Origin of the sequence: Chitinophaga agrisoli (genome assembly GCF_008386695.1) — a bacterium.
Lineage (GTDB): Bacteria > Bacteroidota > Bacteroidia > Chitinophagales > Chitinophagaceae > Chitinophaga > Chitinophaga agrisoli.
In genome coordinates this window covers 1,307,283-1,332,104 of sequence record NZ_VUOC01000002.1, presented here as the reverse complement: position 1 = coordinate 1,332,104, position 24,822 = coordinate 1,307,283, and the positions used below count along the sequence as shown (strand labels likewise).

The 24,822-nt window shown below is 50.6% G+C and carries 21 protein-coding genes; 8 read left to right on the top strand and 13 right to left on the bottom strand.

Features of this window, described 5'->3' with window-relative positions:
• Window positions 1-81 precede the first annotated feature (81 nt).
• Window positions 82-939, bottom strand: coding sequence for an oxidoreductase (locus tag F0L74_RS12570; RefSeq protein ID WP_149838208.1), 858 nt, complete (start codon window positions 937-939; stop codon window positions 82-84).
• 292 nt (window positions 940-1,231) lie between these two features.
• Here F0L74_RS12570 and F0L74_RS12565 point away from each other — a divergent pair, with 292 nt between their 5' ends.
• A complete protein-coding gene (locus F0L74_RS12565; protein ID WP_149838207.1) occupies window positions 1,232-2,863 on the top strand; it encodes a sensor histidine kinase in 1,632 nt (543 codons plus the stop codon).
• Here the strand turns inward: F0L74_RS12565 and F0L74_RS12560 are convergent, their stop codons facing one another.
• From F0L74_RS12560 to F0L74_RS12545, 4 genes are read right to left on the bottom strand one after another with little or no spacing between them, the layout of a single operon-like run.
• On the bottom strand, window positions 2,864-3,631 hold the full coding sequence (locus F0L74_RS12560) for a DUF72 domain-containing protein (protein ID WP_149838206.1): 768 nt from the start codon (window positions 3,629-3,631) through the stop codon (window positions 2,864-2,866). It lies immediately after the preceding gene.
• A gap of 8 nt (window positions 3,632-3,639) precedes the next feature.
• Window positions 3,640-3,885, bottom strand: a complete 246-nt coding sequence (locus F0L74_RS12555) for a hypothetical protein (protein WP_149838205.1) — start codon at window positions 3,883-3,885, stop codon at window positions 3,640-3,642.
• A complete protein-coding gene (locus F0L74_RS12550; RefSeq protein WP_188315982.1) occupies window positions 3,834-4,325 on the bottom strand; it encodes a hypothetical protein in 492 nt (163 codons plus the stop codon). The genes F0L74_RS12555 and F0L74_RS12550 overlap by 52 nt, the downstream gene beginning before the upstream one ends.
• Window position 4,326: 1 nt before the next feature.
• Entirely contained in the window at window positions 4,327-4,521 is a 195-nt protein-coding gene (locus F0L74_RS12545; protein WP_149838204.1) for a DUF2188 domain-containing protein, read from the bottom strand.
• 159 nt (window positions 4,522-4,680) lie between these two features.
• Here F0L74_RS12545 and F0L74_RS12540 point away from each other — a divergent pair, with 159 nt between their 5' ends.
• The 5 genes from F0L74_RS12540 (at window position 4,681) to F0L74_RS12520 (ending at window position 10,602) form a co-directional block, all read left to right on the top strand.
• Window positions 4,681-5,523 (top strand): isocitrate lyase/PEP mutase family protein, encoded by an 843-nt coding sequence (locus F0L74_RS12540; protein WP_149838203.1) that lies wholly within the window; start codon window positions 4,681-4,683, stop codon window positions 5,521-5,523.
• 71 nt (window positions 5,524-5,594) lie between these two features.
• Window positions 5,595-7,307, top strand: coding sequence for a M1 family metallopeptidase (locus F0L74_RS12535; RefSeq protein ID WP_246197691.1), 1,713 nt, complete (start codon window positions 5,595-5,597; stop codon window positions 7,305-7,307).
• 43 nt (window positions 7,308-7,350) lie between these two features.
• The gene (locus tag F0L74_RS12530) at window positions 7,351-7,698 is read left to right on the top strand and encodes an Imm51 family immunity protein (RefSeq protein ID WP_149838202.1); all 348 of its coding nucleotides are present in this window, start codon (window positions 7,351-7,353) and stop codon (window positions 7,696-7,698) included.
• A gap of 97 nt (window positions 7,699-7,795) precedes the next feature.
• The gene (locus F0L74_RS12525; RefSeq protein WP_149838201.1) at window positions 7,796-9,952 is read left to right on the top strand and encodes a GH92 family glycosyl hydrolase; all 2,157 of its coding nucleotides are present in this window, start codon (window positions 7,796-7,798) and stop codon (window positions 9,950-9,952) included.
• Between the two features lie 35 nt (window positions 9,953-9,987).
• Window positions 9,988-10,602 carry a hypothetical protein gene (locus tag F0L74_RS12520; RefSeq protein WP_149838200.1) on the top strand — a complete coding sequence of 205 codons (615 nt, stop codon included), beginning with the start codon at window positions 9,988-9,990 and terminating at the stop codon, window positions 10,600-10,602.
• Between the two features lie 3 nt (window positions 10,603-10,605).
• On the opposite strand, the gene F0L74_RS12515 is transcribed toward F0L74_RS12520, so the two are convergent.
• From F0L74_RS12515 to F0L74_RS12500, 4 genes are read right to left on the bottom strand one after another with little or no spacing between them, the layout of a single operon-like run.
• Window positions 10,606-11,145, bottom strand: coding sequence for a DinB family protein (locus F0L74_RS12515; RefSeq protein WP_149838199.1), 540 nt, complete (start codon window positions 11,143-11,145; stop codon window positions 10,606-10,608).
• Window positions 11,142-11,957: an alpha/beta fold hydrolase gene (locus F0L74_RS12510; RefSeq protein WP_213086952.1), complete on the bottom strand. Its 816-nt coding sequence runs from the start codon at window positions 11,955-11,957 to the stop codon at window positions 11,142-11,144. Before F0L74_RS12510 ends, F0L74_RS12515 begins: the two co-directional genes overlap by 4 nt.
• Before the next feature lie 43 nt (window positions 11,958-12,000).
• On the bottom strand, window positions 12,001-12,468 hold the full coding sequence (locus F0L74_RS12505) for an SRPBCC family protein (protein ID WP_149838197.1): 468 nt from the start codon (window positions 12,466-12,468) through the stop codon (window positions 12,001-12,003).
• Window positions 12,449-12,796, bottom strand: a complete 348-nt coding sequence (locus F0L74_RS12500) for an ArsR/SmtB family transcription factor (RefSeq protein ID WP_149838196.1) — start codon at window positions 12,794-12,796, stop codon at window positions 12,449-12,451. The genes F0L74_RS12505 and F0L74_RS12500 overlap by 20 nt, the downstream gene beginning before the upstream one ends.
• Before the next feature lie 172 nt (window positions 12,797-12,968).
• Between F0L74_RS12500 and F0L74_RS12495 the strand changes: the two genes are divergently transcribed.
• Entirely contained in the window at window positions 12,969-13,865 is an 897-nt protein-coding gene (locus F0L74_RS12495) for an AraC family transcriptional regulator (RefSeq protein WP_149838195.1), read from the top strand.
• A 75-nt stretch (window positions 13,866-13,940) separates the two neighbouring features.
• On the opposite strand, the gene F0L74_RS12490 is transcribed toward F0L74_RS12495, so the two are convergent.
• From F0L74_RS12490 to F0L74_RS12480, 3 genes are read right to left on the bottom strand one after another with little or no spacing between them, the layout of a single operon-like run.
• On the bottom strand, window positions 13,941-16,805 hold the full coding sequence (locus tag F0L74_RS12490) for a DUF8487 domain-containing protein (RefSeq protein ID WP_149838194.1): 2,865 nt from the start codon (window positions 16,803-16,805) through the stop codon (window positions 13,941-13,943).
• Window positions 16,806-16,834: 29 nt separating this feature from the next.
• The gene (locus F0L74_RS12485; RefSeq protein ID WP_149838193.1) at window positions 16,835-18,361 is read right to left on the bottom strand and encodes a RagB/SusD family nutrient uptake outer membrane protein; all 1,527 of its coding nucleotides are present in this window, start codon (window positions 18,359-18,361) and stop codon (window positions 16,835-16,837) included.
• Between the two features lie 21 nt (window positions 18,362-18,382).
• On the bottom strand, window positions 18,383-21,406 hold the full coding sequence (locus F0L74_RS12480) for a SusC/RagA family TonB-linked outer membrane protein (RefSeq protein ID WP_188315981.1): 3,024 nt from the start codon (window positions 21,404-21,406) through the stop codon (window positions 18,383-18,385).
• A 383-nt stretch (window positions 21,407-21,789) separates the two neighbouring features.
• On the opposite strand from F0L74_RS12480, the gene F0L74_RS12475 reads away from it, so the two are divergent.
• Complete coding sequence (locus tag F0L74_RS12475; RefSeq protein ID WP_213086951.1) at window positions 21,790-24,138, top strand: GH92 family glycosyl hydrolase; 2,349 nt, start codon at window positions 21,790-21,792, stop codon at window positions 24,136-24,138.
• 6 nt (window positions 24,139-24,144) lie between these two features.
• On the opposite strand, the gene F0L74_RS12470 is transcribed toward F0L74_RS12475, so the two are convergent.
• Entirely contained in the window at window positions 24,145-24,795 is a 651-nt protein-coding gene (locus F0L74_RS12470; protein ID WP_149838190.1) for a DUF2490 domain-containing protein, read from the bottom strand.
• Window positions 24,796-24,822: the final 27 nt, after the last annotated feature.

Below are 24,822 nucleotides of genomic sequence, written 5' to 3'. Positions count from 1 at the left end.
CGGATAAATAAGGCGGAAAATAATACAAAAAGCGGCAGTATCATATTTTTGATACTGCCGCCCCGTAACATCCACGTTATATCAGGCTGTGGCCTTTACATCTTCATGATCAGTGCTGGTAACAACGGCCTTCCATGCCTCCATTTCCTGCTCATAGGCTTTGGCCTTTTCGTAGAATTTTTGGTAAGTATCTGTACCAAGCGGCAGGTGTACCGGCGGTTTTTCCGCGGCGGCCAGGCGAATAAAGGCCTGCGCCAGCTTTTTAGGATCGCCGGGCTGCTGACGGTTAGCCTGGGTGGCAAATTCCCGTACGGCCCCCACGGTGGCGGCGTAATCGGTTATTTCGTTTGCCGTTCTGATAAGCGAGGATTTATCCAGGAAATTGGTCCTGAAGAACCCGGGAGCTACCACGGTGGCATAGATGCCCAGGGGCGCCAGTTCCTGCGCCAGCGCTTCCGTTAAACCTTCTATGGCAAATTTGGTAGAGCCATATACGCCCCAGCCGGCGTAACCAGCCAGGCCGCCAATAGATGATATATTGATCACATGCCCCGTGCCCTGCCTCCGCATATACGGCAACACGGCCCGGATCGTATTGAGGATACCAAACACATTCACCTCGTAATTTTGCCTTACCTCCTCAGCGGTGGCCTCTTCTACGCCGGCCAGGATGCCGTAACCGGCATTGTTCACCAGCACGTCAATACGGCCAAAATGGCTGATAGCCTGTTCCGCAGCTGTTTTTGCCTGGGCTTCGTTGGTAACGTCCAGGGTGACTACATACAGGTCCGGGTGGTTATTAAAACTGGCGGCCAGTTGTTCCGGCTGGCTGCGTACGGTTGCTATTACTTTGTCGCCGGATGCCAGTACTGCGGCGGTGATATCCAGGCCAAAACCCCTGGAGGCGCCGGTGATAAACCATGTTTTTTGCGTTTTCATAATATGCTTTGTTATTAGCTGTTTGATGGTACAAAGTTGCGGCGCATACCGCCCGGGATTGATAGCAATAGCAAAGAAAGAATTATGAATTTCAAAGAAACGGCCCTAAATGCCGGGTTCTGCAGTCATGGGGCTGACCGGGGCTGTCTTACGGGGCGTAATTGCATCGCTACTGCTTAGCAACGTTACTGCAACTGCATATAAACGTTACACCCTACCACGGAATGAGGGGTACCATTGGCTGGAACAATAATTGTTGGAATTTATTAATTTCCAGAAATATCTTAGCTATATGAAGTCGAAGAAGCCAGGAGAAACCGATCATTCATCTCCCTTTTCCGGGTTAACCCAGGATCCGCTGGTCGAAAGCGAAGAGCGGTTCCGGGCACTGGTAACGGCTACCTCAGAGGTGGTGTACCGGATGAGCCCTGACTGGAAGGTGATGCGTGAGCTGAAAGGCCGGGGTTTCCTGTCTAATACGGGAGAACCGATCGATGACTGGCTGGATAAATATATTCAGCCCCAGGATCAGCAGCGTGTTTTAAAGGTCATAGCGGAAGCCATTGCCACCAAAAGCATTTTTGAGCTGGAGCACCCGGTGCTCCGGGCGGATGGCACCCCGGGCTGGACCTTCTCCCGCGCAGTGCCAATATTTGACGGGGAAGGTGAAATAGTGGAATGGTTTGGCGCAGCCAGCGATATTACCGCCCGCCGGCAGATGGAAGACGCGCTCCGGTTAGCAAAAGAGGAATCAGATGTGCGCAAACGGCTCTACGAAACGGTTACCAATAATACCCCTGACCTGATCTATGTATTCGATCTGCAATACCGCTTTACCTATGCCAACGAAGCCCTGTTGACCATGTGGGGAAAAACCTGGGACCAGGCCGTTGGGAAAAGATTGCGTGAAAATGGTTATGAAGACTGGCACGCGGAAATGCACGAACGGGAGATTGACCAGGTGGTCGCTACCCGGTTACCCATACGCGGGGAGGTTTCCTTTCCCCATGCCGTCTTTGGCAAAAGGATCTACGATTACATATTTGTTCCGGTGCTGAATGACAGGGGAGAAGTGGAGGCGGTGGCGGGCACTACCCGGGATATAACAGAGATCCGCCTGGTAGAAGAAGCGCTTAAACGCAGCCGGGAAGAACTGGAGGCACTGGTGGAAGAGCGCACCCGTGCCCTGCACCGCTCTAATGAAGACCTGCAGCAGTTTGCCCATGTAGCCTCCCACGATCTGAAAGAGCCGGTGCGTAAAATGAAGTTGTTCGCGAATCTCCTGCGCAGCGAATGCAACGGGCAGCTGAACGAAAAGGGTGTAGGCTTTATAAATTCAATGGAACGCGCTGCCACCCGCATGTATACGATGATAGAAGGTATACTTTCCTATTCTTCGTTCGAGGGTACCGCGCTCATGTCAGAGCAGGTAGATCTGAATGATACTATCCGCGAGATCGAGAGCGACCTGGAGATCCTGATCCAGCAAAAACAGGCCGCGGTTCAATACGGCCGCCTGCCTGTTATAGCGGGTTCGGCCGTGCTGCTTTCGCAGTTGTTTTTTAATCTTATCAATAATTCCCTGAAATTCTCCCGGCCTGATAACCCGCCCCTCATCCGGATGTCTGCCCGGGAGCTGCTGCCGGAAGAAGCGCGGACAGCCGGTTTAGATGGGCACAAACCCTATATCAGGATCAGTTTTGAGGATAATGGGATCGGGTTTGCCCAGCAGCATGCGGAGAAGATCTTCCAGGCCTTTTCCCGGTTGCATTCAAAAGACCGGTTTGAAGGCACCGGCCTTGGTTTATCACTGTGCCGCAAGATCGTAGAACGGCATGGCGGCATTATCCAGGCCAGCGGAAAAGAGAACGAAGGCGCCATCTTCACTATTGTCTTGCCGCTCAAGCAGGAGGAGGGGGCATAGTTATGTGCCCGTAGCCGCCACCAGCTTATTCAGCGTCATAAGATTGCTGACCGCATCGCCGGCGGTGTTATTAAAATATACATATACTGCCTTACCCGCTTTGGTCCATTGGCCAATCCGGGCTGCCTGCTCCTGCAGGAATGCATCGGTATAACCGCCCCGGTAATCTCCCGTGGGGCCATGAAAACGGAGGTACACAAAGCCGGCCTGTTTATTCAATTGTGTGTTCCGCGATTTTGGGATATCATGTAATACAATACTGCAGCTATATTCGTCTGCCAGCTCATATACTTCGCCTATGTACCAGGAGGGGTGCCGGAATTCCAATGCTACCTTCCAGTCATGCGCCCGGGTGTTATCCTGCAGGATCTCCAGCAGCTGCTCCACTTCCGCAAACAGATCCACTGTTACCGAAGGTGGGAACTGCACCAGCAGGCACCCTTTTTTAGGGCCTGCATTGTCGATCACGTCCAGAAAACGGGGAATATCAGCAGGGTTATACGCTAATCCTTTTACATGGGTGATCTCCCGCCAGAGTTTAAAAGTGAATACAAAATCTTCCGTTACGCTGTCTGCCCATTTTTTTACAGTAGCGCCCTGCGGTATTTTGTAAAAGGAGCTGTTAACCTCTATGCTGTTAAAAAGGGAACTGTAATAACAAAGCCGGCTTTTGTCCTGGTAGGCAGGCGGGAAAAACTGTTTATTGGGTACGGGTAATACAAGACCGCTGGTACCCGATCTGAATAGGCTTTTTTTTATCTGCTGCATGTAAAAGATCAGGCCATAAAGGTTTCCACATCCGTTTGTTCAATAGCTGCGCCAATAGCCGGCACCAGGTCATCATCAATAGGTACCACCTTACTGTCCGTAAGCTCCCAGTTGCCTGGGCCGTTATAGCGTATAGAGAACAGGTATTCGCAACCCGTTTCTATCCGGTAAATACGTTCGTCAACCGGTACGGATGACCGTATCACAATATATTCCTGTTCCCCAACCTTGATCTTAAAGCTTTGGTCCTGCATGTGGTCTTTTTTGCGGTGATGGTATACATAGCGCCGGCTACGAGCCCGCCCGTGAGGTACAAGCCAATGGTCAGCAATTTGGTAGCATTCGTTTTATTACTGTATACCGGGTCAAGGCCCAGTTTATCTGGCAAGGCTACTGCGCCCAGGCCGGCAGCCAGCCCCAGTGCGGCGCCGGTCAATAAACCGGCTTTGGGTTTAATACCCGCCATGGCATAATATAAGGCGTTACCTGCAATATCGCCCGCCAGCGTTCCCGCATACATGGTTGCCTGTGAGGGCAGGCGGCGGCCGGAAGCCTTGATCAGCTTTTCCAGCCCCTGTTTGCCAAGCAGGTCCATCCGCGGTGCGTCATTTACATAACGCCTCAGCAGCTGATGGGAAATAGTGAGTGCAATAGCGCCGGCTAAACCGCCAGCCAATGACCGGAATAAATGCATCTTATTTCTTTTTGGGTGATGATGGTTGTTTTTTGAAATGCTCCCTGGCGCGTTTCAGACCCGTGGCGATGGCAATCCCTTCCCCTTCTTCCACGCCCTCTTCCAGTAATTTATTGGCTATCTCCACGGCTTTTTCCCGCAGCTTTATCGGCTGGTTTTTATAAGATGGCGGGTAATCTCCGTTATACCAGGGCATATCACATCATTTTAATCCATTATAAAGGTCAAATCCCGGGCCAGCGCCGGCGGCAGGATAATGGCCGCTGCCAGACTGTTGCGTTGCCGACACGTATTGTTGACTTTTCTATACTGGTGATGTTCTAACTTGTGTGATAGTATTTAAATTATCCATATTATGAATAATACCACATGGGAGCAAAGGGCCAGGCAGTTCCGGAACCTTCATCAGCAACCCGGCATTTTTGTAACGCCCAACCCCTGGGATGCAGGATCTGCCAGGGTGCTGGAAGCGCTTGGCTTCAAAGCGCTCGCTACTACCAGCGCCGGTTTAGCCTACTCGCTGGGCAAACCGGATGGCCACTCGGCCATTACCCGCGAAGAAACGCTGCGGAACGCCCAAAGCATCATCCAGGCCACCAGCCTGCCGGTATCCGCCGATCTGGAGAACGGCTTTGGAGATGACCCGGCAGTATGCGCCGCCACCATATTATTAGCCGCGGAGGCAGGCCTGGCTGGCGGCTCCATTGAAGATGCCACCGGTAACCCTGCAGATCCCATCTACCCTTTTGAACTGGCCGTAGAACGTGTAAAGGCAGCCGTGGAAGCAGCCAGCAGCCTATCCACCCCATTTACCTTAACCGCCCGCGCAGAAAACCTGATCCGCGGCCGGCTGGATCTGAAGGATACCATCAACCGGCTCGTAGCCTTTGCCGATGCCGGCGCTGATGTGCTGTTTGCGCCCGGCCTCAAAACCGCAGAAGAAATAACGGCAGTGGTAAAAGCCGTGGCGCCCCGCCCCGTAAACGTGATCATGGGGATCTCCGGAATGGAATTGTCCCTGGATATGCTCCAGCAGTTGGGCATAAAACGCGTAAGCGTAGGCTCATCCGTTGTAAGGGCTGCCTATGGCGCTTTTTTCAGAGCGGCAGAAGAGATACTGCGAAAAGGTACATTCAGTTATGCGGACGATGCTAAACCGTATGCGGATCTGAATGAATTATTTGGCAGGTGGCCATAAGGTTAATTTTCGTAAAGTTTCAGCCAAACGCGGATAAGCCTGGTTAACCATTAATAGTTAAGTTAGTGCTTATGCAACATCTTACACCAGCTATGAGCACCATGTCTATAAAAGCAATGATCACCGGTCTGTTGTGCCTGCTGCTCCTGCAGCCAGCTAAGGCGCAAACACCGGCAGCCAGGATCTTTACCAAAGCAGATACCCTGCGGGGTACCATCACCCCGGAACGCGCCTGGTGGGATGTAATGCGTTATGATATTACTGTTACGCCGGATTATAATAACAAGACCATCAGCGGTACCAGCACCATTACCTACAAAGTGGTAAAGGATAATAACCGCCTGCCCATGCAGCTGGACCTGCAGGAGCCCATGGAGATAGACAGCATTTTATTAAATAACACCGCCCGGTTATCCTTTACAAGAGAAGGGAATGCCTGGCACGTGCAGGCGCCCGCGCAAAAAAAGGCAACAGAAGGTAAACTGACCGTATTTTACCATGGCCAGGTAAAGGTGGCGGTACGTCCGCCCTGGTCTGCCGGCTGGACCTTTACCAAGGACTCTCTCGGCCGCCCCTGGATGACGGTCACCTGCCAGGGTGGTGGCGCTTCTGTCTGGTACCCCTGTAAAGACCATCAGAGCGATGAGCCGGATCATGGAGCCTCCCTTAGCATCACCGTGCCGGATACACTGGTGGCAGTGGCCAACGGCCGGCTGCAGTCTAAAAAAGAGAATGGCAATGGCAGTACTACCTATAAATGGGCGGTGGTAAATCCCATCAGCACCTACTGCATCATCCCCTATATCGGTAAATATGTGAACTTCAGTGAAACCTACGCCGGTGAAAAAGGCCCGCTGGATGTAAATTACTGGGTGCTGGATTATAACCTGGATAAAGCTAGAGATTATATGCCGGAACAGGTGCATAATATGCTCAAAAGCCTGGAGTTCTGGTTTGGCCCTTACCCGTTCTATGAAGATGGTTATAAGCTGGTGGAAACTTCCCATTCCGGTATGGAGCACCAAAGCGCCGTATCCTATGGCAATAAATACCATTTTGGCTATAACGGCAAGGACGGCTCCGGCACAGGCTGGGGCATGAAATGGGATTTTATCATTATCCACGAAAGCGGGCACGAATGGTTTGGCAATAATATCACCAGTAAAGACCTGGCGGATATGTATATCCACGAGGGGTTCACCAATTACAGCGAAACCCTGTTCATCGATTATATCTTTGGCAAGGATGCCGCCAATGAATACAATGCCGGCATCAGGCGCGGTATCCATAATGACCGGCCTATCATTCCCCCTTATAATGTAAACGCGCAGGGTAGTGGCGATATGTATCCCAAAGCTTCCAACATGCTGCATGCTATCCGGCATGGGATCGATAACGATACCCTTTTCCGGCAAATGCTGCGGGGTATGAATAAGACCTTCTATCACCAGACGGTCACTACACAACAGATCGAAAACTATATCTCACAGAACGCGCATTATAACTACAACAAAGTATTTGACCAATACCTGCGCACCATCCAGATCCCCCGGCTGGAGCTTTCTTTTGATAAGGCTCACAAAGAAGTGTCATACCGCTGGGCTAATTGTGTAGGCGGCTTTAACATGCCGCTGGTGTTGAAAAATGAGCAGGCAAAACTAAAGGTGGTTCCTACAGAGCATTGGCAGAAGCAGTTATTAAAAGCCAATGAAGCGCCTTTGTTTGATACGGCAGCTATTACAAAAATGTATTACGTAACAACCGCTATTGTAGAAAAGAAATAGGAAAAACATATTTTGGCTATCTTTCGGGCAAAAATGAGAAAGCATGGAGCCATATTTTCCTTTCCAGTTGCATGATATGGAAGGACAGTTTAGCATAGCCGTTGAAATTGAAAGGGAAGACCTCTATCCCTATTATTATCTGTTTGAAAGAAATGATTACGAAGGCAACGGTTATTGCTGGGAAGCGCATGCCACGCAAATAGTGGAGGCGCTGGATCCGGAACTGTTGTCGCATATCGAATTTGATTCAGAAGCAGGCGGCTTTTTTGCCTTTGCGGATACGCAGGCCAATCAGGAAAAGTTCGCTAACCTGCTAAGCCCCATATTTGCCGACCTGGAGCGCCTGGAAGAGTGGGTGAAGAAAGCAGACCGGTCCAGGATAGATGATTGATTAATAACAGTATTTACCGCCCTTTAATAGTAAGGGCGGTTATAATTTTAGACGTGTTTTTTATACATTTAACGCGGACGAAAACTTTTCACGTTAAATGAGGTACTCAATAAGCCGTTTTTCCGCCTTCGCGTTAGGGATGCTGATAGCTGTGACCACCGCTAAAGCCCAGTCAGCCACCAGTTATACAAAATATGTAAACACCTTCATTGGTACCGCGCCAATGACAGACCCCAAGATCCTGGGGTATGAGCTGCCTAAGGACTGGCGCTCATGGGCCGGTCTTACCTTTCCCGGTAGTTCCCTGCCCAATGCCATGGTGCAGCTGAGCCCTATTACCGCATACGGGTCCGGCGCTGGTTACCAGTATGAAGACAGTGTGATCTACGGCTTTACGCATACCAACAAAGGTCACTGGAATCTCTGCAACATTCCCATTCTGCCGCTCTCGCATCCCGGCAGCACATTTGGCTCCCGGTTCTCCCATAAACAGGAAAGCGCCGCGCCCGGCTTTTACCAGGTTTACCTGAAAGATTACGATGTGGATGTACGGTTAACGTCCACACTGCGCTGCGGTTATCATCAATATGAATATAAAGACAACAAGGACCGCCAGATCCTGTTTGATCTGGCAAAGGCCAACAACCGCATCTCCGGTTGGAGCATTGAGCAGGTAGGCAACACGGCCCTGCAGGGATACCAGCAAACAGGTGAAAAGATCTATTTCTACGCAGTACTGAACACGCCGGTAGCAAAGCTGGAGAAAAAGGACGAAGGACAACGTAGCGGCTTTGCCGTGGTGCACCTGGCAGATGGCCCGGCAAAAACAGTGGAGCTGAAAATAGGTTTATCCTTTGTAAGCACGGCGAACGCAAAACAGAACCTTGAAAAAGAGATCGGTAGTAAATCGTTCACCCAGATCCGTAACGAGGCCAATCAAAAATGGGAGACCTTATTATCAACCATACAGGTAAAAGGCGGAACGGACAAACAACGGCGGATGTTCTATTCCTGCCTGTACCGCTCTTTCCTGTGGCCGGCCCTGCGCAGCGATGTGAACGGCGAGTTCACAGACGCTAAAAAACAAGTAGCAAAAGCAGACTTTAACTATTATACAGAGCCTTCTCTGTGGGATACCTACCGTAATAAGGACGTGCTGCTGGGTTTGATCTCTCCTCATGTAACGCTGGATGTGATCAAATCCATGAAGGATGTGGGCGACAAAAGAGGATTCATTCCTACGTTCTTCCATGGCGATCATGGCGCTTCTTCCATTGCTGGCGCTTACCTGAGAGGCATCGATCAGTTTGATGTAAAAGGTACCTATGCCATCCTGTTAAAAAATGCGAATGTTGCAGGCGGCGCCCGCCCATACATTGAAGAGTATAAAGAAAAAGGATACATCTCAGACCCGGATATCACCAACCCTAACGTGGAAACAAAAGCGCATGCCGGCGTATCCAAGACACTGGAGTACTCCTACGATGATTACTCCGTGGCCCAGATAGCCAAAAAGCTGGGCGATACGGCCAACTACCGCCTGCTCATGGCCCGGTCAAAGAACTACCGGAATATGTTTGACCCCGCCACCCGTTTTATGAGGGGCCGGCTGGAAAACGGCGACTGGATCACACCCTTTAACCCGCAGTATCCGTATTATGAATATATGTACCGGGAGGCCAACGCCTGGCAGGTATCATTTTTTGCCCCGCACGATATGCCGGGTCTGATAGCGCTGTACGGCGGTAAGGAAGGCTTTGAGTCAAAACTGGATTCTCTTTTTACCTTGCCCTGGAACCCGCATTATATTGCCCGCAACGTAGAGAGCATGATAGGCCAGTATTGCCACGGTAACCAGCCGGATCATGAAGCGCCTTTTGCTTACTACTTCATTGGCAAACCGGAAAAATCCCAGAAGATGATCGATACTATCCTCAATACCCTCTATGGCATAGGGGATGATGGCCTCGCATTATGCGGCATGGACGATGCCGGGGAAATGTCTGCCTGGTATGTGTTCACCGCCTCCGGCCTGTACACCTTCTCTGCTACAGATCCGGAATACCTGGTAACCGTACCGCTGTTTGATGAAGTAAAGTGGAAGACCAGCACCGGTAAACTGCTTACCCTCACCAAAACCGGTAAAGGCCGCGCGCTTACTGCTATAAAAGTGAACGGAAAGGAACTGAACGGATACTTTGTGCCGCATGAGCTGTTCAGGAATGGCGGCCGGATAGAAGTGGTGACAAAATAACCGGTTAACTTATTTATGTCTTAATATATCCCTATATGAAACTACCCATAATTATCGCCGCATGTTTGATGCTGGCTTTGGCCTCCTGTACGCGGTCCCATCCGCAGGAAAAGACCACTACGCATCCTACTCCTAAGGCATTGGATGATAGCCGGTCATCCGCGTACGACCTTCTTTCATCAAAAAGAGGAGGCATAAGCATAGTGAGGAGCTTGTATGAAGAGCTGGAAGGGAACACCCCTGCGTTAAAACATTTGGAAGATAAGCTGGACAGCTTGTCAGATAGCAAGCAGGACTCTTTAAGAGTCTTTAACTGGTATAGCAACAAGAATGAGGATTATTACAGAAGCGCCACTTCGCTTTCTGAGCGGATCGGCGACTCCGTGCTGCGTAAAAGCATTGTAGACCTGATAACCGCCAGCGAGGATAGGTATAATATGTCTGTTTCACAACACACGGCTTTACTAAAAGCAATAGAGGCAGGTACCCTGAAGCTGGACGATCTGCATACGGCATTAATGATTGTCAAAACCCTGCCAATAATAGCCAGCTATCAGCATGAGAAATTACCGCCTGCTACATCTTTAAAAGGGTATGCTGATGAGCAGGGAAAAACCATTAAATATGAGAACACCTTATTAAAAAAATAGCTGCTATCCCTGCTCTTTTTCGCCGGGCAACAATGCGCCATCGATCCGCTGCTTTTGCCGCAGGTGATGGCGCATATGCATTTCTACGAACTGCAGCCATTCCAGCGCGCTAAAGAAACGGAAGCCCGGGTGTTCCGTTTTGCCGGCAGCAGCATTCAGATCTGTGGATGTGTGTAAGTCATTCACTGTTTTCCTGATCGCCAGCAACTCCTGCCGCAGTATTACTTTATCTGCCGGCTGCGGAATATAGGAACCAGTGGCAGGGCCTTCTATCATGATGTCCGGAAAACTGTTACGAAGGAACATAGCCTGCCCGTCCGGCCGCATTTCTCCTTCACTGTTAGCGGTGCTGGCAGCTGCTGCCAGCATTTGTTCCACCTGGTAATTGGTATCGTCTATGATATGCCTGTATACCTGTCCCAGTGACCAGGATCCTTCCCGGGGCGGCTGGCATAACATCTCCAGCGTATAGTCGTCCAGGAAAGCGATCCATTGGTCTATGGTATGATTGAATTGCGTAATTAAATTGGCTGCCGGGTTCATTTTGCGATGGGCTTATCGAGGAATGTGGTTAAGATAGTCAACGTGGCGGCTGGCATGGTATTACCTGCCTGGCTGGTTTCCGCTGCGCCCATGTACTCGCCGTGGCCGCCGGGTAATATGGCCAGCTCGCCATGTTGTAACAGGCGGTATGTTTCCACGGCATGCTCCGGACTTGATACATCGTGATCACTATGCAGCACCAGTACAGGCACAGTAATGGAACGGATCTCTTCATCCTTCATGTCTTCAAAATTGCGCATGCGTTCCACATCCCGGTTAAACATGGTCTGCAGGCCTTTAGGATCGGGGGCTACCTGCAGGTAGGCGTCCTTTAATGGCTGCGGCATATTGTCCAGGCTCGCGTGCTGAAAACCTTCCCAGAACCTGGGATCACAACCAGTGCGTTTGTATGCACCGGAGGCTGCCACTACCCGCGTTACCTGTTGCGGATGCCGTATAGCCATCAGCAAAGCTGTAGTAGCGCCATTGCTGAAGCCAAAGATAGCCGCGCTTTTGATGTTAAGATGATCCAGCAGTGCGCTAACATCATCTGCGTCCTGTTCAAAGCTCAACGGCTGGTTCCGGTCGTTTGTACGGCCATGTGCCTGCATTTCTACAGCAATAACCTGGTAATGTCTGGCAAGGGCGGGTAACAGCTGGCTAAAACTGGTGTTGATGGTAGAGCCGCCGCCATGGATCAGTACCAGCGCCGGTCCCTCGCCATGTAGTTCATAATACATATGCAGGCCGTTTATATCTGCATAGTGACCCGCATTGGCGGTTTGTGCGTAAGTGCTGTTTGCTGTTAGCATGGTTAAAGTTATAAGGATGATAATGTATCGCATGATGGTGATTTTACGCAGCTTGTATGCTGGCTAAATAAGCGGCCATTCTTTCTGTATTCTGCCGCAGGCCCTCGTCTGCTTTAAAGATCCGTACCGTTTGTTCCAGGTCCTCTCTGGTAGGGAACACCATATGCCAGGTAATCAGCGTTTGTGCGCCCTGCGCGCTAAAAGTCACAGTAACGGTATGTTTGGGCGCGCTTACATGTTCGTATACGATCCGTTCTTCCTTCACTATTTCCGTAAATACATTCTTATTCCGGTAGTCAGTGCCGTCAGGTCCATGCATAACAAACTCCCATTCGCCGCCCGGGCGCATGTCCATTTTCTCTATTGTATTCCTGAAACCATTTGGTCCCCACCATTTTGCTATATGTTCGGGGTTGATCCAGACTTCCCACACCAGGGAAACAGGCGCATTCACCAGTTTGGTAATATACAGTTCCCGGTCTGCGGTAGGGCTATTTCTTTCTTGTGGCATGTTGCTTAGGTTTAGCAGTTTTTTGTATTTCGTTCAGGTAGTCTTCCATGGAATCCAGGTGGGAGGCCCAGTATTGACGGTATTGGGCTATCCACCCGGATATCTCGCCCAGTTTTTCCAGGCGAGGTTTGCAATATCGCTCCCGGCCCTGGGTCTCCAGCTCTATCAGCCCGCACTCCACCAGGATCTTTATATGTTTGGATACCGCCTGCCGGCTCATGTCAAAAGTGGCCGCCACCGCATTTAGCGTAAGCGATTCCTTTGCAATAACGCCAATGATCTCCCGCCGGGTAGGATCAGCAATGGCCTGGAATACATCTCTCCTCATTGTATAAGCAACTGATCGGTTGCAAATATAAATGCAACCGATCGGTTGACAAAATATATTTTATGGATGGACTATTTTCGCACAATAATGGACAATGTTATTACCGGTAACGGCCTTAATGGTTAAATAGTGATATTGTATACAGTTCCACTCATGAAAGAATATTGATCTTATGAATAGTGTTGAAAGTATTTCAAAAAAGATCAAGGAAGGGTTCATCGGCCAACGGATGATCGTGCTTCCGCCCAACATCAGAAAGAACGTTATTAAGAATGGGTTGATTAACCGGTTCTATCTCACAGATATGGGCTTTTATCCGCATGCCGTAAATCACGACCGGGAGCGGAAAGCAGGCTGCCACCAGAATATCCTGCTGTATTGTACAGAAGGGAAGGGGGTGATCCAGCTGCCGGGAACAACCGTTGATCTGGCGCCTAATACTTTTTTTATCATCCCAAAGAATGTTCCGCATCACTATAAAAGCGCACAGGATGATCCCTGGAGCATCTATTGGGTGCATTTTACAGGAGAGGCGGCGGATCTGTTAACAGCCAGGTATTATGAGCATAAGACCCGCATGCTCTCCATCCCTTACGATGAAAAACGGATCCGGGATTTTGAAGAGATCATATCCCTGCTGGAGAGCAGCTTTGATGAAAAAGAGCTGGAGATCGCCAACATCAAGCTGTTTAATTACATTTCATCATTTATTTATTTTAAGGAGATCAATCCCGCTTACCAGGACGATGATGTGGTATCAGACTCCATTGCATTTATGAAACGCAACCTGCGGCAGATGTTCACGCTGGAGCAGCTGGCCAGGCAGCAACATCTTTCTGTATCTCAGTATTCAAGATTGTTCAAGACCAAAATGGGCAGCTCTCCCAACCAGTATTTCAGCCAGCTTAAAATACAGCAGTCCTGCCAGTACCTTTATTTCAGTGACCGTAACATTAAGGAGATATGTGCGGAGCTGGGGTTCCAGGATCCCTATTATTTCTCCCGCCTGTTTAAGAAATTAATGGGGAAATCGCCCGCCTCTTATAAAAATCAGCATAAGAAAAGCTAAAAGAAAGGGCGCCTCCGCATAAGAGACGCCCTCGTTGTATACAGGCGTGTATTAAACAGCCCTCAGCGCGTTTGTTTACTGGTACAGCGCGGTGATCTGCGCCAGATCCACCTTCGCGTCCGGCTTAAAATCTTTGGAATGCATATACTGTTGTAAGCTGAATAACAACTGCCTGGCTTCCGGCCGACGTGCGCGGTCTGTAACGAGGTCTATGCCGGACACCAGCAGGCTGCCTTTGCCTACTTTACACTCAAACAGCAACCCCAGTGATCTGGCCGTTACCCAGTCATCTATCACCCTTACAATGGGCTGTAAACCCTTTTTAACAGCATCCAGTTTTATCGCGCCGGCGTGCGACATAGCATCCTGCCATTGCCAGTTGCTGAAGCTTTGCGTAGGGAACTCCCGGAGCGCGGGGTGCGTTGAATCACAAAGGATGCCCAGCGTTACCGGTGGCTGCTGTTTTGTCCAGGCGGTGTTCCAGAATATGCTGGAAAATCCGATGGCGATATCGCCTCCTTTGTCTGCTTTAAGCGCGCCTTTTTTAAGCGATAACAATACCTTACCGCCACTATTCAGCACATCCTGCGCCTGTTGATCCAGCTCCTGCGTAACCAGTATATGCGGGTCAGCAGCGGGCAGGTAGGCTGGATAAACAAATATATCCCAGGCGTTTTTATAACCGGCCACTTCAACCGTTAGTGTAAGCCGGGATGGTTTGGTGATGGATGATAAGCTGGTGTTGATCTGTCCCAGGTTGATGGCATTGCCAAAAGGAATATCCTTTTTGGGAAGATCGTCTTTAAAAAGCACCTGCCCTTCGCTGTTACTGATCTGCCAGGAGGGCGTAGCGCCAGTTAATACGGCCGGGCCAAACTGCGCTATTTCCACATCCGCGCTTAAATGCTCATTGCTCAGGTATACCATTTTAGGCAGCCGTACCAGCGGCACTACCGCATTACAGAAGCTGCTGTATTCCGGGCCGGTAACATAACCTTTATCTCTCCAGAAGGGGTTCAGCACACCTACTAATGCGGTGCCCTGTCCCGGAAAATCATAAAGCCCTAACAGTTGAAAACCGCCAAAACCAGGCGTGCGCAACGCGGCCTCAATATCTGCCTTGTAACACAATACCTGCAATTTTCCGGAGGCCAGCAGGAAATCATGGGCTAGTTTACCCATCCCGTTCTTCTGCAGCTGATCGCGGAAGATCTCAAAGTTTTTGGCTTTAAGCACGCCATCATATTGTTTGATCTCGTCAAAGTCCGGGTATACGCACCATTGGCCGATCTCATGGCTTACGGTAGGGTGCTGCCATTTACTGATGATGGCAGACCAGTCATAATCCGTACGCGGCGGCTGACTGTTAATGATACTCTTCAGCCCTTCTCCCCATTGCTGGATGCGGGGCGCGGGCGTGCTGTTAAAATCGCTTTCGCTGATGATGGGCCAGCCGGCGCCGGTAGAGTATAACCGGCGGCTATCCCGCTGTTTCCAGTACTTTACAAAATCCGTGAGGTACTGCACATGGTGTTTGCCGGCCGGTTCATTGCCGTATAACAGCATACAAAAAGAGGGGTGGTTGCCATAGGCTTTCACGATCTTCCGGCTCTCTTCATAGATGTATGCATCCAGCGGTTTCCCATCGCCAATAACAGCCCCCTGGTTGGCCCAGGAAGAACATTCTATATGCAGGTAAAAGCCGGAGCGGTCTGCCGCTTCAAACGCGGCCTCCGGCGGGCACCAGGAGTGAAAGCGCAGGTGGTTAAGCCCATAGGACCGGCAGATGCGGAATATACGCATCCAGGAGGCCGTATCCGTAGGCGGATAACCTGTCTTAGGGAAAGCCGCGCATTCCAGCGTGCCCCGCAAAAAAGTGGGGCGGCCGTTGATTGTGAAGTGCGTGCCTTTGGTGGCAAACTCCCGCATACCAAATAACACCTGCCGGATATCATACGGCGGCTTTCCGGCAGATACTGCAACCGTCATCTGGTACACATTGGGATGGAACTCATCCCATAACAGGGGATGCTGGCCCATAGGATATACCACTTTAATAACCGCGCTGGTATCCACCTGCTGACTGGCGGCTACCTGCTGTAAAGTTTCAGCTCCCTGTGTTTGCGCCATCGCCTGCAGGCTCACATTGGCAGCTACCGGCTTGCCGCTGTTGTTACGCACCGTTATAAGCGCGGTAACGTTTTTGGCGGCTATATCCGGATACAGCTGTACATCGCTGATGTAAACATCGTTTTTCGCTTTTAGCAGCAGCCGGCCGGCCAGCCCGTTCCAGTTGCCCTGTGTGTGGTCTGAAATGCTGTGCGAGTTGGGACCAACGTCTATATCCTTCACCCGGTTATCTACCCGGATGCTGAGTGTATGCTGGCCTGGAGCCAATTTCCCCGTTAGCGTATATACATGCGGGGTAGCCAGGCTGTTTTGCATACCTGCATAGGTATCGTCTATCCATACCTTTGTTTCCCAATGGCAGCGCTCCAGGAATAGTTCCAGCTCGCGGCCATCCCAGTTTGCGGGTATGTCTATCGTACGCTGGTACCAGGCGGCTCCTTTGTAATATTTGTCCGGTTGCAGCCAGAAAGGCACTTTTACTTTTCCGGCTATACGGTATTGGCTGTACGCCGGGTCATGGAACCAGCTGGAGTCAAAGATGCTGCCTGTCCAGGGTGTATTCACCGTTATATCATCCCCTTTCTGGTTGGTGGTCATAGAACCGGGGAGTTTTACCGTTTCCGGTAGCGTTTGTTTGTACCATTGCTCCTGCTCGCCCTTGTCCTGGGGGTCTGTGCGGAACCGCCAGTCGCCGGAAAGGTCTGTCTCCTCCTTAAAGGGCGGAGTGGCGGTCCATTGCTGGCCCCGGGCTACCAATAAGGAGCCCAGTAGCAAAAATGTACTAATAGAAAAGATGGCTGTTATCTTCATAATACCTACAATTGGATCAGTCGTTTAAATTACCAATGTGAATTCTGCACCATCTTGGGATTGGAATTCATTTCTTGCTGCGGTACGGGAAAATAGTCATGTTTACCCGCTACATAAAATTGTTTTCCTACTTTATCACTATTGGTGATCTCCTGTTTGAGTAATCCCCATCTTTTCAGATCATAGAAACGCTGGCCTTCCCGTGCGAATTCCAGCATACGCTGGTGCCTGATCTCGGCCATCATCTGATCCTGGGTAAGGCCGGCGGTAAGGGGCGCCAGTTTGGCCCGGTCGCGGATCTGTTTTACAAATGGATAAGCTTCGCCCGGTTTGCCCTGCATGGTAAGCGCTTCTGCCAGCATCAGCAGCACATCATCATAACGCAGGGCCCGTTCATTATTGCTGGAGGTGTAGTTGGATGCGCCGCTGGCGCCCGTGATCTCATCTTTCTGCGTATAGTTCTGGTATTTTTTGAACATGGAACTGTAGCCAAAAATCAATTTAAAGCTGGTGAATGGTTTGGTGTAAAAAGTAGCGCCCGGATAATCCCATATCAGCGTAGCATACATACGCGGGTCAAAATCATTGTCCACGGTTTTTTCTTTTTTAAACTCATTGAACAGCTTATCCGTTGGGCTTACTTCAAACCAGCCGGCCACTTCCGCAGGCGCAAACTCCTGGGCGGTGGTAACGCCAAGGGCCTGGGCAGAGTTTTCGCCGGCCCATGGGTCAGTGCCGCCTACATCGCCCAGCTGTATTTCAAATACAGACTCCTGGTTGTTTTCGTGGGCTACCACAAAGTTATCGCCGTACTGCGGCATCAGCTGATAGTTAAAAGGCGCGGTTGTCAGCTTTGCCAGTGTAGTGGCAGCACCCGGCCAGTCCTTTGTATATAGCTGGGCTTTGCCCAGATAGGCGATAGCAGCGCCACGGGTGGCCCTGCCTACCCATTGCTTATCATAGGCAACCGGCAGGCCGGCGGCGGCGTCCGTAAAATCCTGTTTTGCCTGTGCCCATACATCCGCTTCCGGGGACTTCGCTACAAAATAATCGTCTTTGGTAGCCGCTGTTTTTAAATTAATAGGCGCATCGCCAAAATTGATGGCCAGGATAAAATAGTTTAACCCGCGCAGGAATTTAGCTTCCGCTACGTAAGCCGCTTTTGCATCTGCAGAGAGCTCGCTTACTTTGTCAACATTCTCCATGATCTGGTTGGCGCGGAAAATGGCCCTGTAACAGGTATTCCACATATCATTTACCGGGCCATTATCAGGCGTATTGGTAAAAGTAGAAAGCTGGTATAATGTTGCTACGTCATTACGGATAAAGAAATCATCGCCCCGGCCGTTGCTGGTCTCAATACCCCGCACGCCCCAGAAACCTCCGTTCACATCCCTTAACAGGCCGTAAGTGGCCGCCAGGGCGCTTTGTACATCCGTTTCCGTTTTCCAGTAGGTCTCTGTGGTGAGCTGATTGGGATTCAACAGCTCCAGGGTGCTTTTTTTACAGCCCAGGGCCAGGCTGGCTGCCGCTATAAAAATGATAATGTTTTTCATACGTGATCAGTATTACTTTTTCTAAAGAGTTAATTGCAGTCCTACAGATAAAGTGCGGGCAATGGGATAGGCCACATGGCCAAAATCCACGCCGCGGTCAAATATGCTGCCTGTTCTGCCAAGGTCCGGATTATAGCCTGTGTAGTTGGTAATAGTGAACAGGTTGTCCGCGCTTACATAAGCTCGCAGGGAGCTGATCTTCAATTTATTCTTCAATGGATCGCCAATGGTATAACCTATCTGCAGCGTTTTCATACGCAGATATGAGCCACTTTCCAGGAAACGGGTAGACGTACGGTCGTTGATGTTAGGGTCGCCTGTCACCGCTCTCGGTATATCGGTATGTTTTTCCGGCGTCCAGGCATTTAGCGTGGCGGTAGAATAGTTGAACTCCAGGCTCATACTTTCCAGGTCCTGCCGCAGGCCGTTGTAGATTTTATTGCCATGTGTTCCCTGGAAAATGGCATTCAGGTCAAAATGCTGGTAGTTGGCGGTGATGCCAAAGCCATATTCAAAAGAGGGGAAAGGGCTGCCGGCATACACTTTGTCTTCATCGCTGATCTGACCGTCGCCATTGGTATCCTGGAATTTAATATCGCCCGGCGCCGCGTTGGGCTGGATCAGGGCGCCGTTTTTAGCGTAGGCGTCTATCTCTTCCTGGGAATTAAATATGCCGTCTGCCTTTATCAGGTAAAATGCGCTAATAGGCCCGCCGGCTTCTGTTAAGGTGCTGGATGCGCCGTGGTGGGTGGGCTGTCCGCCAAAGATCTTCTGGGAGCCGGTGCCCAACTCCAGTACTTTATTTTTCACCCTGGAGAAAGTGCCAAACACACTATAGTTTAATTTGCCCGCATGGTCAGCATAACCCAGGCCCAGCTCAAAGCCGTTATTTCTTAGCCGGCCGGCGTTCACCACCGGGTCACTGATAGAGCCGGTAGAGCCGGGTATGGGTACGTTTAACAGCACATCGCTCGTGGTTTTAACAAAATAATCTGCTGTAAGGGTAAGGCGGCCTTTCAGAAAGGCGGCGTCTACGCCCACGTTAGAGGTTTTGGTACTCTCCCATTTAATATTGGGCGTGGCAAAAGCCGTTTGTATGGCGCCAAACCATTTTTGCTGCTCCTGGCCGGTAACGTAGTTAATATTGGAGGAGATCACTGCGCTATATTGGTAATCGTCTATCTGCTGGTTGCCCAGTATCCCGTAGCTGGCCCTTAGCTTAAGCACGGGAATAGCGCTGGTGAGTGACGAAAAGAATTTTTCGTTGGAGATATTCCAGCCCGCGGCAACAGAAGGAAAGTTGCCATACCGGTAAGCGGCGCCAAACCGGGAGGATCCATCCCTCCGGAAGCTGGCCGTTAACAGGTACCGGTCGTCATAGGAGTAGATCAAACGGCCCAGGGTAGATAACAGGGCGCTCTCCAGGCCGTTGCCCTGGTTAGTGGAGGTGCCCCTGCCGGCGTCTATATTCCTTAAACCATCCGGCAGATCAGTGCGGGCGTTTAACAGGTAGCTGTAATCCGTTTTCTGATAGGTATAACCTGCCAGGGCCTGGATACTGCTTTTGCCAAATGTTTTGCTGTAATTCAGCGTATTTTCCAGCAACAGCAGCTGGGTCTCTTCTTTGGTCAGGCTAAGATCATTGGTGGCATGCGTAAATAGGGTGCCAACTGTATGCCGTTTCTGGTAATCCTCATCCGTGGTGAAATTGGCAGTGTATCCCATATTCAATTTATAAGTGAGGCCGGGGATAATGGTCACTTCTCCAAATACATTTGTCAGCACATTGGAAGACGTGGTATTAATGTCTTCCAGATGTAATTGCGCCAGCGGATTGGCCACGTTCACCACTGGGCCATAAGCGCCCGCAAATCCTCCCAGCGCGCTGCTGTCATAAACCTGGAATACCGGGATCATCTTGGCCGCGGAGCCTACAGGGTTACCTCCCTGGCCACCCCAGCCACCGGCCATGTTGATCGTTTTCTCCCGCGTTAACAATACGGTTTCACCAAACCGGAACCGGCCTTTGGTTGTTTCTGATTTTGCGCGGAAGTTGTAACGTTTATAACCAGTTACCGTTACAATACCCTGTTGATCCGTATAACTGCCGGATATGCTGTAAGTGCCTTTATCGCCGCCGCCGCTGGTTAGTATCTGGTATTGTTGTACAGGTGCGGTCCGGTAGATCACATCCTGCCAGTCAGTACCGGCGCCCAGGGACGATGGGTTCTGCGCAATGTCCAGCCTTGTCAGGCCACCGGCGTCATGCGCAGCATTGCTGACGTTAGCCCATTGTTCTGCATTCAGTACATCCACTCTATGCGCAAGGTTCTGTATCCCATAGTTGGCATTCACCTGTACAACAGGAGGTCCGCTCTTCCCGTTCCTGGTGGTCACCAGTACTACGCCGTTGGCGGCCCGGGAGCCGTAAATGGCAGCGGCGGATGCGTCTTTTAATACATCTATGGATTGTATATCCAGCTGGCTTAGATTATTGATGCTGGGTACCTGCACACCATCTACAATGTATAGGGGAGCGGCGTCGCCCAAGGTGCCTACGCCCCGTATCAGGATACGGGTGCCTGCGCCCGGGTTACCGCCGGCAGATTCGATCGTTACGCCCGGTAACCGGCCCTGCAGGGATTTGGTTACATCGCTTACGCCCTGCGCTTTTATATCTGCCCCCTTGATATTGGCAATGGCGCCCGTAAGGTCTTTTTTCCTCACAGTACCATAACCGATCACCACTACTTCATTGAGATCGCTTTTTGATGATTCCATCACGATACTCAATTTTTGGCTGGTAACGCTTACTTCCTGGGGCGCAAAGCCCAGGGCTTTCAATACCAGCGTGCTTCCCAAACTGGTACGGATGGAGAACTTGCCGTCGGCGTCTGTGGCAACGCCCTGGTTGGTGTTCTTAATAGTAACGGCTACGCCGGGAAGCGGGGCGCCGTCATCTTTTGACGTTACCGCACCGGTTACAGTAACCTGCTGCTGTCCATAGCTGTTTAATGTCAGAAAGACAATCAACAGGATGGGCACGAATGGAATTTTTTTCCAAATAAGGAACGTGGCGCTGTGCATGGTGGTTCAAATTGGATTTAGAAAATGGATTGACGGTACTAATTACCCTTATAAGACGTTTTTCGTTGTCCCATGTGGAATTGAGCCTTTTATTGTTTTTCGTTCGGTGGAATTATTTAGTTGTAAACCTAGTCATACTAACACAAATCGTAAATGGACAAACATTTCAAAAAGATGGATTATTAAGCCATGTAGCAGCCCGTGCATTATGTGCCGGGCAACCGGTCTTCAGCACAAAATAATAATTGTAAGAAACCGATTATAATTGTAAAATTAACAATTGTATGGCAGGGCCCGGCAATATCAATTAAACGTTTCCTGCCTATCTTAAAGCGATGCACATGACTGGAAAAAGAAGATGGCTGCTCCCTGCTTTATTAGCAGGATTTCTGCCCTTGGCGGCACAGGAAAAACAGCAACCGGCAGACCTGGTATACCCGCAGCTGGATGCGGAAAACTCCCGCTGGTTTTACTTTTCATCCGCCGCCAGGCCTTTTGGTATGGTGAGCCTGTTCCCGGATAATCATGCCGGGGGCGACTGGGATGCAGGCTACCGGTATAAGGTGGATACGATCAGCGATTTCAGTCATATCCATGAATGGCAGCTGGCCGGTGTGGCGGTGATGCCCGTAACGTTTTCTGCCAATGGGTATGCGGAGCTGTTCCGGAATGCGGCCTCGCCTTTCTCCCATAAAAATGAAACGGTGTCGCCCGGTTATCATGCCGTAGTGCTGGAACGTTATGCTACTAAAGTAGAGCTGACGGCTACCAGCCGCGCAGGGCTCCACCGCTATACTTTCCCCGCAAATAAACAGCGCGGTGTGATCTTTGAACTGGGCGGCCTGCTGGGGCCTTCCAATATCATCACCGGTGGTTTTGAGCGTATCAGCGACCGGGAGATCAGGGGGTATGTTATCAATGGCCCTACCTCAAGAAGGCCCAAACCTTATACGGTCTATTTTGCCGCTCAATTCCAACAACCCATTCAACAGCTGGTGTTATATCAAAATGGTAAGTCCGCGCCCGCGCCGCTTAAATGGAACGGGCAGCAGGGCAAACTGCTGGTACAGCTAACGGGCAACAATACGGCGCAGGTACTAATGAAAGTTGGTTTATCCTATACCAGCCAGGCAGCTGCTGCGGCTAATCTGCAGCACGAAGCGCCGGACTGGAATTTTGATGCAGTGGCCCTTGCTGCAAAGGAGGAATGGAATAAGCTGTTGGGCAGGATCCAGCTTACGGGCGGCAGCCTGCAACAGCAACGCCGTTTTTATACGGACCTGTGGCATGCCCTGCAGGGCCGGCGCGTGATCTCTGATGTGGATGGTAAATGGACAGATTGCACCGGCGCTGCCTGCGCCCTTAAACAGGTACCCCTGGATGCTGCGGGCCATCCGCGCTTCCCTATGTACAATTCAGATTCCTTCTGGGGCGCGCAGTGGACATTGAACACCTTATGGTCTTTAGTATACCCGGAGATAGTGGAAAGCTTTTGTAACGCATTCCTGGAATATTATAAAAGCGGCGGCTTAATACCCCGCGGCCCGGCCGGTGGCAATTACACCTATGTAATGACCGGCGCGCAGACCACGCCTTTTTACGTATCTGCCTGGCAAAAGGGCATACGGGGTTTTGATATGCACCTGGCTTATGAAGGGCTGCGGAAAGATCATTTCCCCGGCGGTATGATGAGCAAGGCCGGTTATGAGCATAATACGGCAAAAGGCGGCGGCGTTGAGCATTATATAGCCAATGGTTACGTGCCTTATCCTGTATCTGATACCGCTTATGGCATGCACCAGGATGGCGCCGCCATGACGTTGGAATATGCTTACCAGGACTGGTGCCTGGCCCAGCTGGCCACGGCATTGGGCAAAACGGATGATGCGCAGCTATTCCTGCAGCGGGCAAAGAATTATCAGCATCTCTATAACCCGCATTCTGGATTTATTGTCCCCAGAGACCGTGCCGGCAACTGGCGCGCCAACTATGACCCGCTGCAATATGAGCATGGTTTTGAAGAAGGCAATGGCGCACAATGGACCTGGTTTGTACCGCATGACCTGCCAGGGCTTTTTACGCTGATGGGTGGAAAGGATACCGCCATAACCCGGCTGAATCAACAGTTTGAGGTGGCAAGGCAATATGGCTTTTGTGATCAGCATCCGGAACTGCCCGGCGGCTTTGTGAATAACAAACGCCTCTGGATCAATTACTCCAACCAGCCTAATATGCAGGCCGCCTTTATCTTTAACTACGCCGGCGCGCCATGGCTTACACAGTACTGGAGCCGTACCGTGCTGGATAGTGTGTACAGCGATCTTTCCCCGCAGTTTGGATATAACGGGGATGAAGACCAGGGGCTGATGGGCTCTTTATGCGTGCTTATGAAAATGGGTCTTTTCCAGATGAACGGCGGTTGTGAGCCGGACCCTAAATATGAAATTGGCAGCCCGGTGTTCAGCAGCATTACCATCCATTTGCAACCTGAGTATTATAAAGCGGCACAGTTTACCATCGTGGCCAGGAATGCCTCGCCGGAGAATATGTATGTGCAGTCCGCCACGGTAGGAGGGCAGCCTTTATCTGCTTTTTATATACGGCAAAGCGATATCAACGCCGGCAAAACCTTAATACTGGAAATGGGCAGCCAGCCCAATAAACATTGGGGCATACAAAGGGGGCAATAGACAGGATCAATGCTTGCGCTTCAGTTGTACCATTAACGCAACAAACACCATGTTAAGCCGTCCGCTAAAGCTGTCTGACTGCCATATATAAGTAACATCGAGGTTCAGCCATCGCTGCAGGTCAAAGCTATTGCCAATGGCCACCCGGTTACGGTACCATTTACCTTCGTTAAACAGGTAAAACCCTTCATCAAACACATAGGCCTTCCCCTGGTTGCGGAACAGGGTATAAGGTACGAGTAAACGTAAACGGTTCCGGTACAGCTGACGCTTTTCGGCGCTGCTATAAAGCGCGGCAAAGACCTGGTTCCTGTCTTCCAGCACAATTTTCCGCAGCGGTAAGCAGCCTATGACATTCCCCACCACATCGTGCTCTGTATAGGGCTTTCCGGCAATAAGGGCAGACCGGTAATAAAAATAACTGGCGCCCAGGGTAAGGTATTTGTTAGGCACATAAAGCGCCTGTGGATAAGCAAGAAAGCCCTTCACGTATTCACTGTACCCCAGCTGGGTCACGAAACGGAATCTGGAGGAGGCTTCATAGGAGATGCCGGGAAGGTACCAGGCTGCCGTGGGAATATAGTGGTCCTGCCCATGGACAGGTACAGCCATAAAAAGACTGATCAGCGTGAGCACGCAAATGTGTTTGTTTTTCATTGTTCCTGTTTGTCCTGCGCTTATAAG